The 14457-nt window shown below is 57.4% G+C and carries 13 protein-coding genes; 7 read left to right on the top strand and 6 right to left on the bottom strand.

Translation table 11 applies throughout. The features are described from left to right. Window positions 1-8 precede the first annotated feature (8 nt). Window positions 9-539, bottom strand: a complete 531-nt coding sequence (locus B5D61_RS11765) for a hypothetical protein (RefSeq protein WP_078813592.1) — start codon at window positions 537-539, stop codon at window positions 9-11. A 280-nt stretch (window positions 540-819) separates the two neighbouring features. Here B5D61_RS11765 and B5D61_RS11760 point away from each other — a divergent pair, with 280 nt between their 5' ends. After that, window positions 820-2199: a DUF1501 domain-containing protein gene (locus tag B5D61_RS11760; protein WP_078813591.1), complete on the top strand. Its 1380-nt coding sequence runs from the start codon at window positions 820-822 to the stop codon at window positions 2197-2199. Here B5D61_RS11760 and B5D61_RS11755 read toward each other — a convergent pair whose 3' ends face one another. Both B5D61_RS11755 and B5D61_RS26820 read right to left on the bottom strand, forming a co-directional pair. After that, a complete protein-coding gene (locus B5D61_RS11755; RefSeq protein ID WP_078813801.1) occupies window positions 2200-2586 on the bottom strand; it encodes a type II toxin-antitoxin system VapC family toxin in 387 nt (128 codons plus the stop codon). It lies immediately after the preceding gene. Continuing rightward, a complete protein-coding gene (locus B5D61_RS26820; protein WP_139373219.1) occupies window positions 2583-2795 on the bottom strand; it encodes a DUF2281 domain-containing protein in 213 nt (70 codons plus the stop codon). Before B5D61_RS26820 ends, B5D61_RS11755 begins: the two co-directional genes overlap by 4 nt. A gap of 40 nt (window positions 2796-2835) precedes the next feature. Between B5D61_RS26820 and B5D61_RS11750 the strand changes: the two genes are divergently transcribed. The 4 genes from B5D61_RS11750 (at window position 2836) to B5D61_RS11735 (ending at window position 11038) form a co-directional block, all read left to right on the top strand. Continuing rightward, window positions 2836-5016 carry a DUF1553 domain-containing protein gene (locus B5D61_RS11750; RefSeq protein WP_245846527.1) on the top strand — a complete coding sequence of 727 codons (2181 nt, stop codon included), beginning with the start codon at window positions 2836-2838 and terminating at the stop codon, window positions 5014-5016. Window positions 5017-5043: 27 nt separating this feature from the next. Beyond that, window positions 5044-8709 (top strand): c-type cytochrome domain-containing protein, encoded by a 3666-nt coding sequence (locus B5D61_RS11745; protein WP_078813590.1) that lies wholly within the window; start codon window positions 5044-5046, stop codon window positions 8707-8709. A 64-nt stretch (window positions 8710-8773) separates the two neighbouring features. Next, window positions 8774-10489: a sialate O-acetylesterase gene (locus B5D61_RS11740; protein WP_078813589.1), complete on the top strand. Its 1716-nt coding sequence runs from the start codon at window positions 8774-8776 to the stop codon at window positions 10487-10489. Between the two features lie 48 nt (window positions 10490-10537). Beyond that, on the top strand, window positions 10538-11038 hold the full coding sequence (locus tag B5D61_RS11735) for a hypothetical protein (protein WP_078813588.1): 501 nt from the start codon (window positions 10538-10540) through the stop codon (window positions 11036-11038). Here the strand turns inward: B5D61_RS11735 and bioF are convergent. Together bioF and B5D61_RS11725 are read right to left on the bottom strand one after the other, a co-directional pair. After that, window positions 11028-12176, bottom strand: coding sequence for an 8-amino-7-oxononanoate synthase (gene bioF, locus B5D61_RS11730; RefSeq protein ID WP_078813587.1), 1149 nt, complete (start codon window positions 12174-12176; stop codon window positions 11028-11030). The genes B5D61_RS11735 and bioF overlap by 11 nt on opposite strands. After that, window positions 12173-12766: a tetratricopeptide repeat protein gene (locus B5D61_RS11725; RefSeq protein ID WP_078813586.1), complete on the bottom strand. Its 594-nt coding sequence runs from the start codon at window positions 12764-12766 to the stop codon at window positions 12173-12175. The genes bioF and B5D61_RS11725 overlap by 4 nt, the downstream gene beginning before the upstream one ends. Between B5D61_RS11725 and B5D61_RS26285 the strand changes: the two genes are divergently transcribed. Both B5D61_RS26285 and lexA read left to right on the top strand, forming a co-directional pair. Beyond that, window positions 12765-12917, top strand: a complete 153-nt coding sequence (locus B5D61_RS26285) for a hypothetical protein (RefSeq protein ID WP_176159376.1) — start codon at window positions 12765-12767, stop codon at window positions 12915-12917. The genes B5D61_RS11725 and B5D61_RS26285 overlap by 2 nt on opposite strands. Window positions 12918-13119: 202 nt before the next feature. Next, a complete protein-coding gene (lexA, locus tag B5D61_RS11720; RefSeq protein ID WP_078813585.1) occupies window positions 13120-13749 on the top strand; it encodes a transcriptional repressor LexA in 630 nt (209 codons plus the stop codon). A gap of 33 nt (window positions 13750-13782) precedes the next feature. On the opposite strand, the gene B5D61_RS11715 is transcribed toward lexA, so the two are convergent. Continuing rightward, window positions 13783-14433 (bottom strand): thermonuclease family protein, encoded by a 651-nt coding sequence (locus B5D61_RS11715; RefSeq protein ID WP_078813584.1) that lies wholly within the window; start codon window positions 14431-14433, stop codon window positions 13783-13785. Between the last annotated feature and the right edge of the window lie 24 nt (window positions 14434-14457).

Genomic DNA, 14457 nt, shown 5'->3' with positions numbered 1-14457 from the left:
GTAGCGCTTCACTCGCGCCAGATGCGGCCTCGGCCAGTACGGAAGGCACGCTCAAGACTGGCATGAAGGGAATTCAACCGCTCCTCATCTGCGATCACGAACTCAATCGTGTGCGCATGAGTGGAGGTGGGGTAGTTTTTCACCACCTTGGGTGTGGTCAGGGTCGGAGAAACGCGTGAGGCGGCGTCCTGCACCATGGCACGCGCTTTATCGAGCGCCTGCTGACCGGCTCCGACAATTCCGCCGCCCTCGAGACGCAGGGGCTCCAGGTAGTAAAAGCGCACGTTCATGCTGGAGTTCAGGGTCAAATTCACCTCCACCACTCGGGCCACGGAATCGGCCACATACTCGTGTTTAGATAACGCAAGGATCTGCGTGCAGCGCACGAGGTAAGACCCGCCCTTGAGCCGTCCATCCCACAAGCCGTCTTGGGTCACCTCTTCTTGATTGGGACTTGCCGGTGTCGCCGGGGCGCTGGTCTGAGCGAGCGCTGTGCAGACACCAAGGAGAGACAGCAGAGCAAGAAGGGTGAATTTCATAGGTAGGTGAACGGAGTGTGGATCAAGGCGAGCTTAAAGTAAATTCAACAGGCAAAACCGAGCGTCACCAAGCTGTATCACGGAAAGAGCCCCAAAAGTTACAAGCTTCAACCCCCTTTGGATTCACGGGTTCCAATCGAAGCTGAATCCAGCAAATTTTGATCGTTCACTCCTTCCAGACCCATCCAATCAAGGGCACGAACCTCCCAACATCATAGCGGGATCGTCCATTCAGATTTCCAAACTGGCGACGTATTCTTCCACCTAACGATTTATAGCTATGTTTAAATTTTCCGGCGACGGCTCCATCACCACCTGCGACGGCATCACCCGGCGTGACTTCCTCCAGGTCGGCATGCTCGGTGCACTCGGCCTGACCCTGCCTAGCTTCCAAGCCCTGAAAGCGGCGGGCAAGGTGGACTCGAAAAAGAGTCAGCGCTCCTGCATCATGATCTTCAATCTCGGCGCCCCAAGCCAGCTCGATCTCTGGGACATGAAACCGGAGGCACCCAGCGAGATACGCGGTCCTTTCAAACCCATCCGCACGAAAAGCGATGCTTTCGAAATCTCGGAGATCTTACCTCTTCATGCCAAAATCGCCGACAAGTTTAGCCTCGTGCGCTCCTGCTATCACAATGCAGCGGCTGTGCATGACACGGGGCATCAGATGATGCAGACCGGGCGTCTTTTCACAGGCGGGGTCAATACCCCGCACGTCGGATGCGCGGCGGAGTTTTTGTTAGGCCGTCGCTCGGAGTTACCTGCCCATGTGATCCTTCCCGAAACGATGGGGCCCACGGGCGGGAACATGCCCCACGGGCAGGACGCTGGGTTCCTGGGTAAAGCTTACGATCCCTTCGTTCTCAACTCCGACCCTTCCACCAAGGACTTCAAAGTGCCTGATCTTTTGCCGCCGAGGGAAATCGGTGAGGTGCGCCTGGAGCGTCGCCGGATGATGCGTGATCTGGTGGATAGCTCCGTAAAGAATTTTGAAGCCAGCGAGCAGGCCAAGTTGATGGATTCCAATTTCGAGTCCGCCTACCGCATCATGACCAGCTCTCAAGCTCGCGAGGCTTTCGACCTGAGCAAAGAGCCCATGAAGGTGCGGGAGCGCTATGGTTTGAATCGCTTCGGTCAGAGTTGCCTCTTGGCCCGCCGCTTGGTCGAGCGGGGCGTGCGCATGGTCACCGTGAATACCTTCATCACCGTTTTCGGCGAGATCACCTGGGACATCCATGGTAGCAAGCCGTTCACCAGCATCGAAGGCATGAGGGACATCGTCGCCCCCATGTACGATCAGGGTTACACCGCCCTGATTGAGGATTTGTTTCAGCGCGGCATGCTGGACGACACCATGGTGACCTGCCTCGCGGAATTTGGTCGCACCCCGAAAGTGAATCCGGCGGGTGGTCGCGATCACTGGCCGAACTGCTGGACGGTTAACTTTGCAGGGGGCGGCGTCAAAGGTGGCCAGGTCATTGGCAAGAGCGATGAAATCGGCGCTTATCCAGCCGAGCGTCCCGTCGATCCCGGCGAGATCGTGGCGACGATTTACGAAAGCCTCGGCATCGACCTCCACACCGAACTTCCGGGTCCGCAAGGACGCCCTTACCCCGTCGTCGATTTTGGCAAACAAGCTGTTAGGGAGCTGTTTGCGTGATTACCAAAGGACCGGCACGTGGTAGCCTCGAATATTAGTATCATTTGTAACGAGATGAAATCCCCCCGCTATGGCTTGCGACACAATGATTCGATCAAACGGATCACGATGAAGAGCAGGCAACCTCGCCAAGGAATAAATATCTTCCAGACTGATGGACAAGAGGCGCAGTCTGTTGACTTGCATTTCTTGCTCAATCAACAAGTGCAAGGGTTTTTGCAATTGCAGCTTTCCCAGTTGAGACTTGATCTGCATTTCCCATACACTGGCCATACTCAGCCAAAGGGTATTCGCCGGATCACGCAATTCCCTATGCAGGTGGGTAGAAATCCTCGCGTCGCCTTCGTTCCACCAAATGAAGGCATGGGTATCAAGAAGGATATTCATGCATCTTCACCCAGCCAAAATTCATCAGGCAGAGGATCGTTAAAGTCATTGGCGACAGACCATGCTCCCTTGCCCAATCCGGAAACTCGTTGGCCAGGAACAGCCTTTTTTTCGGCTTCCAATTCAAACTGCAACCATACCATCAAAGACTCCTTGTCTGAGGCCGGTAGTTTTGCGGCGGCTAGTTCAATTTCAGCCAGAGTGGACATTCCACAAACTACTTCGATTTCTCGTATCGCGCAATGTCTAGTGCTTTTTCTCCTGCTGGGTTCACCCATAGCAGCATTGGCCGAGGCCCCGAGCTTTCGCAATGAAGTGCAGCCCATTCTCACCCGCTATGGCTGCAATATGGGCGCTTGTCACGGAGCGGCGGCGGGGCAAGGCGGCTTCCGTCTGTCATTGCGTGGATTTGACGATGAGGGCGACTACCTCTCCATCACCCGCTCCGCCATGGGGCGGCGAATCAATGATGAAGACCCGGCCCGCAGTCTTCTTCTGCTGAAAGCAGTCAAAACCGTGCCTCACAAGGGTGACAAACGGTTTGAAATGGATTCCGAAGCCTATCGAACTTTAGTGGAATGGATCGCCCAAGGTTCTCCTGGCCCCAAAACTACGGATGCACGTCTAACAGCCCTGGAAGTATCCCCGAAGCACCTCATGGGCAAGCCCGGCATGCAAAGCCAACTCAAGGTGATGGCCCAATTCAGCGATGGTCGTCGGGAAGACGTCACCCGGTGGGCCAAGTTCAATGCCGTGAACGCCAGTGTCGCTACCGTCGATGATCAAGGCCTTGTCAAGGTGGCCGGCGCAGGAGAAAGCACGGTCAGCGCTTGGTATCTCAGCCGATTGGATATTTCCACCATCAGCGTGCCTCAACAAGAGCAGGTCAGCGAAGCCTTGTTTGCTCAGCTCAAGGCTCGTAACTTTGTGGATGAGCACGTGCTCACCAAACTCCGCGCCCTTAACATTCCACCGTCTCAACAGTGCACGGATGGAGAATTCATTCGACGCGCCTTTTTGGATACCTTGGGAGTCTTGCCCACCACTGAGGAAACCCGAGCCTTCCTGACCGATTCCAAAGCCGACAAGCGGGATCGTTTGATCGAATCCATTCTCAAAAGACCTGAATTCGTGGATTACTGGTCTCATCGCTGGAGTGATCTTTTGCTAGTCAATAGCGACAAGCTTTCAGCCGAAGGCATGTGGGCTTATTATCATTGGATCCGCAATCGTGTCGCAGCGAATACCCCCTGGGATGTGATGGTCAGAGAACTTCTAACCGCCACAGGGAGCACTTTGGAAAATGGGGCGGGCAATTTTTTCTTGCTGCATGACGAACCGACTCGGTTGGCTGAAACGGTATCGGTGGCGTTTCTCGGGACCGCCATGAATTGCGCTAAGTGTCACAATCATCCCTTGGAAAAGTGGACCAACGACGAATACTTCGCCTTTGCCAATCTGTTCTCACGAATTCGCACCAAGAACGGGGCCACGGCCGACGAACGCATCGTCTTCAGTGCGACGGAGGGCGATTTGGTGCAGCCTCTCACGGGCAAGCCTCAACCGCCACGGGCTCTCGAAGTCACTCAACCCCTTGCCATGAGTTCCCCTGAAGATCGGCGGATTGCCATGGCCGATTGGCTCACCTCGCCTAACAATCGACTTTTCAAGCGAACCATCACCAACCGCGTGTGGGCCAACTTCTTCGGCGTTGGTTTGGTAGAAGCCGTGGATGACATCCGCATCACCAATCCCGCCAGCAATGAAGCCCTCATGGATGCGGCTTGCGAACATCTGGTCAAAAACCACTTCGATCTCAAAGCGCTCATGCGTGTGATCCTCCAAAGCGAGACTTATCAACGTAGCAGCGAAAGCTTGCCCGCCAATAAGGTGGATGTGCGTTATTACAGCCATTTTTATCCACGCCGTCTGAAGGCGGAAGTGCTCCTGGACTCCATCGCTCAAGTCACCGCCGTGCCAACCACCTTTGCGATTGATCGACGCAATGCCAATCGCGGCACCAAGGACATCTACCCGATGGGCTTCCGCGCCTTGCAATTGCCTGACTCCAACATTGCCAGCTACTTTCTCAAGAGTTTTGGCCGGGCAGATCGCATCTCCACCTGCGAGTGCGAGCGCACGAATGAGCCCAGCATGGCTCAGGCCCTGCACATTGCCAATGGCGACACCCTGAATGAAAAGCTCTCTGCTGTCGACAATCGCCTGGATCATCTCTTGAAAGCCTCTTTGCCTAACGAAAAGCTGATCGAAGAAGCTTACCTGACCGCACTCGCTCGTCCTCCGAGTGCGACCGAAAAAAGCAAAGCGACTGAATTGCTCGCAACGGCTTCCCCGAAAGATCGGCGAGCCACTTTAGAAGACATCTTTTGGGGCCTGATGAGCTCCAAGGAATTTTTATTTCAGCACTAACTTCCCGCGATGCACCGAGTCAGACTCATGCGCTCCTCATTTCTCTTCTTGAGTAGCTTTCAATTGCTCCTTTCGGGGGCCTCGCATGCCGAAACCCTCGTCTCCTACCAGAAGGAAATCGTTCCGCTCTGGGATCAATACTGCCTGGATTGCCATGGCGCAGATGATGCGGATGGTGGACTAGCTTTAGACACCTTTGCCGCACTGATGAAGGGGGGGGAGGAAGGCGCTTCGATTGTCGCGGGGAAGGCTGAGGAAAGCTTGTTGGTGAAATTTCTCGAAGGTCGGTCTGGCCGCGGCGGGAAGAATGAGTTCATGCCACCAGGCAAACGCGAGAAACTGAAGGCCGAAGAAATCGCATTGATCAAAGCTTGGATCAATCAAGGGGCGAAAGGGCCGGTGGTTGCCGATCAGCCTCCAGCTCCTCGAGAAGTTGTCACCCCCAAGATTGCCTCTAAAGTTGCGCCCAAACGATCGATCCAGGCTTTGGCTTATGCCGATGCCGTGAAGCTTCTGGCGGTTGCACGGTATGGCGAGGTGGAGTTGGTCAATCCGACCAATCAACAAGTCATGAGAAAACTCTCGGGCTTCAAAGGGAAGGTGAACGCGGTCACGTTCTCTCCGGATGGTAGCATCGTGTATGCGGCGGGCGGAGAGGCTGGCATCGCAGGTGAGGTGCGTTCTTGGAAGACGGCAGATGGCATGGCGTTGCACAACTTCCAGGGGCATACGGACGCCTGCTATTCCTTGGCGCTATCGCCCGACGGTCAGACGCTGGTCACAGGGGGATACGATCAAAAGATTCGCCTTTGGAAGGCTGTCACGGGCGAGGCAATTCGTGTTCTAAAGGGGCATAACGGCAGCATCAATGGACTCGGTTTCAGACCCGACGGTCGCGTATTAGCCAGTGCCAGCGCGGACCGGACGGTCAAGCTCTGGAGCATGCCCGATGGGGCTCGACTCGATACTTTTTCTCAGCCCACCAAAGAGCAAAACGCCGTCGTCTTCAGCCGGGACGGCGCCCAGCTTTTTGGAGCGGGGATGGACAACCGCATTCGCGTCTGGCACATCAGCGCAACGGCCAAGGAGGGCAGCAATACCATCGAGACGTCTCGCTTCGCTCATGAAGGAGGCATCTTAAGCCTCGCACTATCGAGCGATGGTAAGCAACTCGCTTCCAGTGCATCGGATCGCTCGATGAAGATCTGGGATGCGGTCAGCCTAACCGAAAAGAAGGTCATCGCTCAGCAGCCCGACTGGACACCTGGATTGACCTTCACGGGAAAGACAGGGCTCTTCTCAGGTCGCGTGGATGGCAGTCTTGGCGCGTATGACTCAGAAACCGGCAAGCTGATCACTGTGGCGAAACCCGTGATGGCCAAGCCCAAAGCGATGGTGAAACCTGAGCTGTCACGCGTCTTGACGCCTGCGCTGCACGCTGGTGGAACCGTCACCTTGATCCTCCAAGGCAAGAACCTGGAGGATCAGCCTCAGATCTTTTTCAGTTCCCCAGAAGTCCAAGGCAAGATCGTCACCGATTCCATTTCAGCGAACCAATTACGCGTCCGCGCCACCGCTGCGGCTACCCTCAAACGCGGCACTTATGAGGCTTGGCTAAAAACCCATCAGGGAGAGACGGCACGCATCAAACTCTATGCGGACAATCTCCCACCTGTTCGTCATGCGGCCGCCCTTTTCAAGCAAGGCCCCGTGTCCCTCTCGGCGCTGCCAGCCAGTTTGTGGGGGACCCTGTCCGAGACTGGACAGCAGGATGTCTATCGCATCCAAGCCACAGGGGGAGAAGAGCTCGTGTTCGATTTGGCCGTGCAGCAGGTGGGGAGCACCATGAAGTCACCACGCTTAGAGATTCTCGATGAGGCCCTGAACATCCTGGCCGCCAATCGCGGGCTGGACGCAGGCAGCGATCCTTTCATTGCCTGGACTCCGGTGCAGAGCGGCGACTACCTTGTTCGCGTCAGTAACACCACTTTGGATGGCGGTCCCGGTCATGTGTATCGGCTCACGGTGGGTGCTCTGCCCTATGTGACGGCTTGGCAACCGCTGTCTGCGACCATGGGGCAGCTCTCCATGGTCACCCTTCTCGGCCATCATCTGGAGAAGGTGGCTCCGATTGAAGTTAGACCGGGCAGCACGGGTTTCTTACCCGTGCCTCCTGCCACCGCAGATGTGCGTTACCGGGTCAACCCCATCCAGTGGGTGAGCAGCCTGACTCAAACACAGGAAACCGAGCCGAACGATGAATTCAAGACAGCACAGACCCTGTCTATTCCAGGCACAGCCAATGCCAGCCTAACTAAAAGATTGTCGGACGCCAGTGGATCATCATTGGGCGACACAGATCACTTTGCCTTTGAGGCCAAAAAGGGACAGGCCTGGATCATTGAAACCCTGGCGGGGATGGCAGGCTCACCAGCGGATACAAAGATCGAAGTGCTGGATGCAAAGGGTCAACCCGTGCCGCGACTGCTGATGCAGGCCGTGCGAGACAGCTACAACAACTTCCGCAGCGTGGATGCTAACAACCCCGACATCCGACTGCAAAACTGGGAGGAAATGGAGCTTAACGAGTACGTCTATTTCAATGGCGACGTCCTGAAGACGTTCCGGATGCCGCGGGGACCCGATAGCGGTTTCTTGTTTTATGCGACGGAGGGGAAACGCCGTTCTTACTTCGACACCAGCGCCACCAGCCACGCTCTCGATGAAGTGTGTTACACGGTGATTCCTCATCCCCTGGGCACAGCTCTGGTGCCGAATGGCTTGCCGATCTTCACCCTCAACTACGCCAATGATGATGAAGGCGAGCGCAAGCTGGGTCGCGACTCCAAGCTCACCTTCACCGCCCCGGCCGATGGACGCTACGTCGTTCGGGTCACGGACACGCGCGGCTGGTCGGGAGAGCGTTTTGTCTATGCGCTGCATATCCGGCCTCCGGCACCGGACTTCAGTCTGACCTTGGATCAAAATAAGCTCACGGCTGTGCCAGCGGGGTCCTCCATCGGCTTCTCGGTCAAAGCGGATCGACAGGATGGTTTCGAGGGGCCGATTCGGGTGGAGATCGCCAACATGCCTGCGGGTTTCTACGCCTCCAGCCCACTCTTGATTGAAGCCGGCCACACCCTGGCCACGGGTAGTCTGCATGCTCTACCGGGTGCGAAAACCGATGCGGATTGGAGTAAGGTCACGGTCACGGCGACTGCGGAGATCGCGGGGAAAACCGTCACTCATCAGGCGAACAACTTTGGCCCCGTCGCTCTCGGAGCGGCGCCGAAGTTCGTCGTCTATCTTGAACCCGACGAGGCCGGTAAACCCAAGGCACGCAAGGATGAGGCCGGCCAAGCTCCTCAGGAGTTGGTGCTGGTGCCCGGCCAGACGGTTAAGGCTTGGATCCGGGTGGAGCGAAACCAGTTCGATGACCTCATCAACTTCGACCTTCACAACCTCCCGCATGGCGTCATCATTGAAGACATCGGTCTCAACGGCGTGCAGGTGCGGGCCAAGGAGAATGAGCGTCCCATCTTCCTTCGCTGTGCATCGTGGGTGCAGGCTCAGGATCGCCTCTGTCATGTGGCCATGGCTTCCGCTCGGGCGGAACAAGACAGCGCGGGACTCACGACGAGCTTCCCCGTCCTGCTGAAAATCCGCCCGAAGACGGGTATGGCAAGCCGTTGAACTGTCATTCGACGGGAATCGTGGAAATGAGAGCCTCGGTGGACACGTTCACTCTGGCTCAGCCATGAAGTCCGTACTGTGTCTTTCTCTCTTCTTAGCCGCTGCTTCCTTGCATGCGGAACTGCGCCTGCCCGCCATCATTGGCGATAACATGGTGCTCCAGCAAAAGCAGTCCAACCCCCTGTGGGGCTGGGACAACCCCGGCACGGAAGTGACCGTGAAGTTTGCCGGGCAGACCAAAACCACCAAGGCCGATGCCCAGGGCAAGTGGATCGTGAAGCTGGACCCTGTGCCTGCAAACGCGACACCGGCCACGATTTCCGTTCAAGGTAGTTCCAACCGTGAGCTGAAAAACGTGCTGGTGGGCGAGGTGTGGATCTGCTCTGGCCAGTCCAACATGGGTTTCACGGTGGATCGCACGGTGACGGCGGATCTGGACATCGCTCAGGCGAAATACCCGCAAATCCGCCTCATCTCGGTGCCGCAGGTCGGCACCCAGGAGATTCAGGACGACTTTAAAGGGCAGTGGGAGGAGTGCTCTCCCACCACCGTGGGGCCATTCACCGCCGTGGGTTATCATTTCGGCCGGGTGCTGCATGACATGCTCGGGGTGCCCGTCGGTTTGATCGACAACGCTTGGGGCGGCAGCGCCTGTGAGGCCTGGGTGAAACGCGATCTGCTGGAGAAAGATCCACGCTTTCAAGACATCATCACCCGCTGGAAAAACACCGAGGCCACCTTCACCCAAGCGGCCTTTGACAAGCAGATGGCGGATCACCAAGCCAAGGTGGATGCCTGGGCGGTCGCACGCAAAGAGGCCCTGAAAACCGGCAAACCTGTGCCACCCAACCCGCCCCGTGCGCCGCAGAACCCGATGACGGGGCAACATCGTCCCGGCAATCTTTACGCCGGGGTTCTGCACCCTACCATCGGCTACGGCATCAAGGGCGTCATCTGGTATCAGGGTGAGAGCAATGCCAGCCGCGCCAAGGAATACCGCGACCTGTTCCCCTTCATGATCCAGCACTGGCGCAATGAGTGGAAACAGGGTGACTTTCCTTTCTACTGGGTGCAACTGGCCGACTTCAAAGCCTATCAAACCGACCCTGTGGAAAGCGACTGGGCGGAACTGCGCGAGGCGCAGACCCTCACCCTGAGCAAGCTGCCTCACACAGGCCAATGCGTGATCACCGATCTGGGTGAAGCCAACGACATCCATCCTCGCAATAAACGGGATGTGGCCGAACGCCTCGCTCGTTGGGCCTTGGTGAAGGACTACGGACTCAAACTGCCTTACAGCAGCCCCACCTACAAAGACGTGAAGTTTGAAGGCAGCCAAGCCATCCTCACCTTCGACCACGCCGAGACTGGCCTGCGTGTGGTGGATACCGACGAGATCCATGGTTTCGCCATCTGCGGGGAAGATCGCAAATGGGTCTGGGCCGAAGCGACGATCCTGCCCGACAGCAAACTGAGCCCCCGCACGCCACGTGGCAATCAGATCTCCGTGAGCAGCAAGCAGGTGGCCAAACCTGTGGCCGTGCGCTACGCCTGGGCAGATAACCCTGTGGCCAACGTGTATTCCGCCGAAGGCCTGCCTGTGACTCCCTTCCGCACCGATGACTTCCCCATGATCACCGACCCTGCGAATCCGAACGGACTCCAGGCTCAAGCGGCCAAACGGGAAGCTGAAATCCGCGAGGTGCAGGCCAAACGCATGGAGGCCCAGAAGAAGGCCGCTGCCGCCAAAGCTGCGGCGGCGAAGAAGAAAGCCTCATGAGGTTTCATTTGCGCTTGTCCATTCGTGTTTCACTCTCGGCGTAGTCCTATGTTTCGCCTCGCTAATCTACTCCTGCTCGGCCTTGCCGTCCTTCTGACGGCTTGTGATTCTACCAGTCCCCGTCAGCAGCAGTTGATGGAATACCGGCGGATGGAGATCGCGGCGGAAACGCCAGGAGACTATTACATTGGACGCCGTTTTCACATCGAGCGCACGCACATCTGGGGTTATGTGCGGCGCCCAGGGCAACCATGGGCTCAGTCGAAGCTAGTCATGATGAGTGAAAAGCTCGCTCGCCAGCCTGACCGCTACCCTGAGATTCCGTCTGGAGACGGCCCGGCCTTCGGCAGCGACCATAACCGCGAGTATCGTCTTTGGGGTTACTTCTCTGGGCGTCGTGTCTATGACCCGAACAGCAATCTGGCACTGCCTGAGTTCGTACTTCAGCGCTATGAGTTGAAGAACGCCTCCCCCGGTTGGCTCTTCCACCCTGGCGAGCGCTTCAATGGCAAGATGCTGCTGCGCGGCGAGCCTGGATCTACGCCTTGAGTTGGGCGAGCAAGGCATCCACCTGCTGTGCCTGATGCGCCGCAGAGAGGGTGATGCGTAACCTCGCCGTGCCGCGTGCAACCGTGGGATAACGGATGGCAGGCACCAGGAAACCAGCCTCGCGCAATGCAGCGCTGGTTTCCACCGCCACCTTCTCATCCCCGATGATCAAGGGGATGATGGCGCTGGAAGCTTGGGCGGGGTCGGTTTGCCCAGCCCCCTCCACCACTGCCCTCACTTGCCGTACATGTTGCTGCAATGCTTCTCGACGGCGGTCACCCTCTGGCCCCTGAATCAGGCCGAGAGCCACGCCTGCCGCCGCGGCGACAGCTGGGGACGGAGCCGTGGTGTAGATGAAGCTGCGTGCTCGGTTGATGAGCAGGTCCACCACCGCCCGAGAAGCCGCGAGGTAGCCACCACTCAAGCCAAAGGCCTTACTGAGTGTGCCCATCTGCAACTCGACGCGTTTCTCGAGCCCGAGGCTGGCGGCGAGTCCACGCCCCTGAGGGCCGAGCACCCCGACCGCGTGGGCTTCATCCAACAAGAGCCAAGCTCCATAACGATCTTTTAGCTCAACGATTTCTCTCAGCCGAGCCGCATCGCCATCCATACTGAAGATGGACTCCGTCACGACTAAGACACGGCCTTTCGCGGTCTGGAGCAGACGCTCGAGCTTCTCCAGATGATTGTGCGGAAACACGCGCAGGGTTGCTCCACTGAGTTTGGCCGCATCCACCAGACAGGCATGGCTGAGCTTGTCCAAGATGACCGTATCTCCCGGCCCTAGCAAGGCGGGCAGGGTGCCGATGGGCACCGCAAAGCCACTGGTGAATGTCAGCGCCGCTTCACTGCCTTTAAAAGCCGCCAGTGCCTCTTCCAACTCCAGGTGGGGACTCATCGTGCCACAGACAAGGCGTGAGGCTCCCGAGCCGGCTCCATAACGAACGATGGCTTCATGCAGTGCCGCCTTTAAGGTCTCTGACGCAGCCAGGCCCAGGTAATCATTGGAGGAAAAGTTCAGATACGTTTTCCCCTGAAGCTGCACCACCGGTTCTTGGGGCGAGTCCAAACGGCGAAGGTCGCGCCAGAGCCCCTGATCACGGAGTTCATCCAGCTCAGCCTGGATCTGCCAACTCACTCCTTCAGCCTCCGCTCCACGATCTCGTCTTTCTCCACCCCCAGCGATACGGCTTTCTCATAATGCCGTTTTGCCAATTCCAGAGCTGGCGGTTTCTGATCCAGATAAAGCAGCGCTAAGTTGAAGTGGGCGATGCCATACTGAGGATTCAGTTCAATCGCCCGCTGGAGCTCAGTTTGCGCGGCATCGATCCAGCCAAGATTCTTCGCAGCAATGGCGAGGTAGTTGTGAGCACGGGCATCGGTCGGCTCCTCATGGATCGCCCGGGTGAAGCAAGAGATCGCCCGGTAGGTATCGCCCTGCGCAGAGTAAATCAGGCCCAAGGCATTCCAGGATTGAGCCACCGTGGGATTGATGCGGACTGACTTTTCAAAGGACTCGAGGGCCTCTTTGGTCCGTCCCGCCTGCTGCTCCACCGCTCCCAGATTGGCCCAAGCCAGAGCATTTTGATCGTCCAGCTTCAGCATTTCTTCATAGGCCGCCCGGGCTTCATCCCACTTCTGCTCACCGAACGCCACCGCTGCTTTTTGCGATAAAATCGTCGTGTTATCTGGCAATCCGCCAATGGTGCCGGGAGGCGCAATCCCCATGGCAGGCACCGCTGGTGAAGCGGGCACAGGCTTTGCCGCAGGTGTGACGGGCACCGGGGCGGCCGTGGGCGGTGCAGTCGCGTCTGGAGCAGGTTTAGGCGTCGAAGCAGGCGCGGTCGGTGCCGCTGCAGGCTCCTGCGCGATCACGTGAAATCCGGCGACCCTGAACAAAAGAAAGCAGATGATAAAGCGATTTGCAGGCACGCTGAAAGAATCGTGCAGAAATATCGGGCGTGCAAAGGTTCGCTGCACTGGATTGTCCAGATTTAGAAAATTTTTGCGATAATCTACCGTGAAAATTGGTTGCGCAATCAAACCTAAGGAGTGAAGTGTTCGGGCGAACAATCGCTCTTATGTTCGATCTCTCCACAAAGCTCACCGACCGCCAGCGGGAATTGCTGGATTATCTGCGCCAGTATCAGCGTGAAAATGGGGTCATGCCCAGCACGCGTGATATTCAGCGCCACTTTGGCTTTTCCAGTCAAACGGCGGCGATGAGCCACCTGCGTGCTCTGGAAAAGAAAGGCGTCATCCAACGTCATCCGAACAAAGCCCGTGCCGTTGTGTTTCCAGAAGACCTGGAACGTGCGGAGATCATGGACATCCCCCTCTACGGCATGATTCCCGCTGGTTATGCCAGTCCTCAAGAGCAACAGGCGGATGGTTCCATTGCGGTGGATGTGAACACTCTCGGTCTGGGGCGGAACGCCAAAGCCTTCGCACTCAAAGTGCGCGGCGAATCCATGATCGGGGCCAATATTTGTGATGGTGACATGGTGATCCTCGAAACCAAGGAACCCCGGCCCCGTGACATTGTCGCCGCCCTGATTGACGGTGAAACCACGCTGAAGCGCTTCCTTGTCAAAGACGGTTTGCCTTACCTCAAGGCGGAGAATCCCGACTTCCCTGATCTGATCCCCGCCAATGAATTGATCATTCAAGGGGTCATGCAGGCGCTGATCCGCCAAGTGCGCCGGGATTGACTCTCACCTGGGCTTTCGGACAAGAAGCCGCTGTCATGGCGCCCAGCCACCACGTCGAGCGGCTCTCGCCTCAGCCTCCAATCGCTGAAGCTCTGCTTCATACTGGGCGGCGCTGCGCCCGTCAGGTAACGTTGTGCCTGTGGTATGAATCCGCGCCAACCCCTCTCGCACGAGCTTGGCGGACAGATCTTCACCATCAGGAAAGACGATGAAGGCATAGTGTCTGCCGCTATTAAACACGCCCTGCCAACGCGTGAAAACCGTGAACGGCTTCTCCATGAGCCATTGCCTCGAGAAGGCCTGGGCCTGGCGACCTAAAGCCAGCGTGCGTGGCTCGCTGAGGCCGCCGAAATAATCGCCCTGCTCACGAAGCCGATCGCCGTTGTAAGCATGTCGACGCTTCTCGGGGCAATCGGCAAAGTAGAGCCGCAATTCATGGACCTGATCGCGATAACGGAGCTTGAAGCTGTCGCCATCGTTATTGGAGTCCTCCACCCATCGCATATCCGGCATGACCTCAAAGACCTTGGTAGACTTCGCGGATCGAGGAGGCGACACCTCGACCGGCTTTTGGATTTCCTTCCAGATCTGACTGCCCAGTGCGGCCAGGAACAGCAGGAATAGCCAAGTGAACGAACGACGCGGACGAGAACGCGACTTGGAGCGGGAACGACGGCGCGGCATGAGCTCAACCAACAAATTCAGAGA

This window comes from Prosthecobacter debontii, from assembly GCF_900167535.1.
GTDB lineage: Bacteria > Verrucomicrobiota > Verrucomicrobiia > Verrucomicrobiales > Verrucomicrobiaceae > Prosthecobacter > Prosthecobacter debontii.
Note: the sequence above shows the minus strand (reverse complement) of the source record. Positions and strands in the feature narration are given on the sequence as shown.

Bases quoted from the DNA above. Each gene is read 5' to 3' on its own strand.
- B5D61_RS11765 (WP_078813592.1), bottom strand. From the start codon at position 539: ATGAAATTCACCCTTCTTGCTCTGCTGTCTCTCCTTGGTGTCTGCACA.
- B5D61_RS11760 (WP_078813591.1), top strand. From the start codon at position 820: ATGTTTAAATTTTCCGGCGACGGCTCCATCACCACCTGCGACGGCATC.
- B5D61_RS11755 (WP_078813801.1), bottom strand. From the start codon at position 2,586: ATGAATATCCTTCTTGATACCCATGCCTTCATTTGGTGGAACGAAGGC.
- B5D61_RS26820 (WP_139373219.1), bottom strand. From the start codon at position 2,795: ATGTCCACTCTGGCTGAAATTGAACTAGCCGCCGCAAAACTACCGGCC.
- B5D61_RS11745 (WP_078813590.1), top strand. From the start codon at position 5,044: ATGCGCTCCTCATTTCTCTTCTTGAGTAGCTTTCAATTGCTCCTTTCG.
- B5D61_RS11740 (WP_078813589.1), top strand. From the start codon at position 8,774: ATGAAGTCCGTACTGTGTCTTTCTCTCTTCTTAGCCGCTGCTTCCTTG.
- B5D61_RS11735 (WP_078813588.1), top strand. From the start codon at position 10,538: ATGTTTCGCCTCGCTAATCTACTCCTGCTCGGCCTTGCCGTCCTTCTG.
- B5D61_RS26285 (WP_176159376.1), top strand. From the start codon at position 12,765: ATGGCAGGCACCGCTGGTGAAGCGGGCACAGGCTTTGCCGCAGGTGTG.
- B5D61_RS11725 (WP_078813586.1), bottom strand. From the start codon at position 12,766: ATGGGGATTGCGCCTCCCGGCACCATTGGCGGATTGCCAGATAACACG.
- lexA (WP_078813585.1), top strand. From the start codon at position 13,120: ATGTTCGATCTCTCCACAAAGCTCACCGACCGCCAGCGGGAATTGCTG.
- B5D61_RS11715 (WP_078813584.1), bottom strand. From the start codon at position 14,433: ATGCCGCGCCGTCGTTCCCGCTCCAAGTCGCGTTCTCGTCCGCGTCGT.